Raw genomic sequence first — 828 nt, forward strand, 5'->3', positions numbered from 1 at the left:
TCCGGATAGATATGTTCTTCCTCACGGCGGAGATGCTCAGGCAGCTTTTGGCGGACGGGAACTTTTTTCTCGTGTTCCCTGACCTTAATCCGCTTATACTCGCTTACCTCTTTTATGGCCTGGCGGGCTGCCTCTTCCTCCTCTGGAGTCATATCCATCTTGTCGAAGTCAAGTTTCAATTGGTTTGGGTCATCAGGGAGTTTTCTTTTTTCAGACATTGCTCCCCAGACTTTCCTCTGAAGATACTCCAGTTTACGTTCCAACGATGCAATACGATTGTCCTTGGATTCAATGGCTTTATCCTTAGCTTCAATGATTTTGTCTTTCTCTGACAGCCTGGCTTCGTATGAGTCTTTCATGGCCTGCAGGTCAGACATTTCTTTAATCTTCCTTTCTGCCTGCATAAGACGTCGGTACAGGTCATCACGGTCACGAAGGACTGCCTCAAGTGCTATTTTAAAATTTGGATCTTCTGCCATTTTCCGTATCTTTTATTTACTGTAAAGGTACGAAAAACACCTGACATACAGAAGGATTTGAACATTATTTTACTATACGATCACTCCTTTTTAGGAGACCAGCGTGGTGCTCTTTTCGTCTCTGAAGGTGATATACCATGCACTATCAATGTCAATTCTGACCAGTTGATGGAGAGTGAAGCGGAAGAGTCTTCACAGTCAATATCAGACAAACGGAAAGTACCACTCTCAAGTCTCATATTATATATCACCAGCCCACCGTATTCGGCATGGAGTATTTTCATGTTGGTCAATGATTTATTGATAAATATAAATGCATCGCCTTCCTGTACATCCTTACCCATTTTCT

Annotated in this window: 2 protein-coding genes; both read right to left on the reverse strand. The window is 42.8% G+C overall.

Going from position 1 to position 828, the window contains the following annotated elements; all coding sequences use genetic code 11:
• On the reverse strand, window positions 1–479 hold a 479-nt coding region (locus tag I6E24_RS16475; RefSeq protein ID WP_394800426.1), incomplete at its 3' end, for a transposase.
• Between the two features lie 80 nt (window positions 480–559).
• Window positions 560–828, reverse strand: a 269-nt coding sequence (gene tnpB / locus I6E24_RS16480) for an IS66 family insertion sequence element accessory protein TnpB (RefSeq protein WP_235329793.1), incomplete at its 5' end; no start/stop codon positions are given.

It is taken from the genome of Bacteroides caecigallinarum (genome assembly GCF_021530995.1).
GTDB classification, from domain to species: domain Bacteria; phylum Bacteroidota; class Bacteroidia; order Bacteroidales; family Bacteroidaceae; genus Phocaeicola; species Phocaeicola faecigallinarum.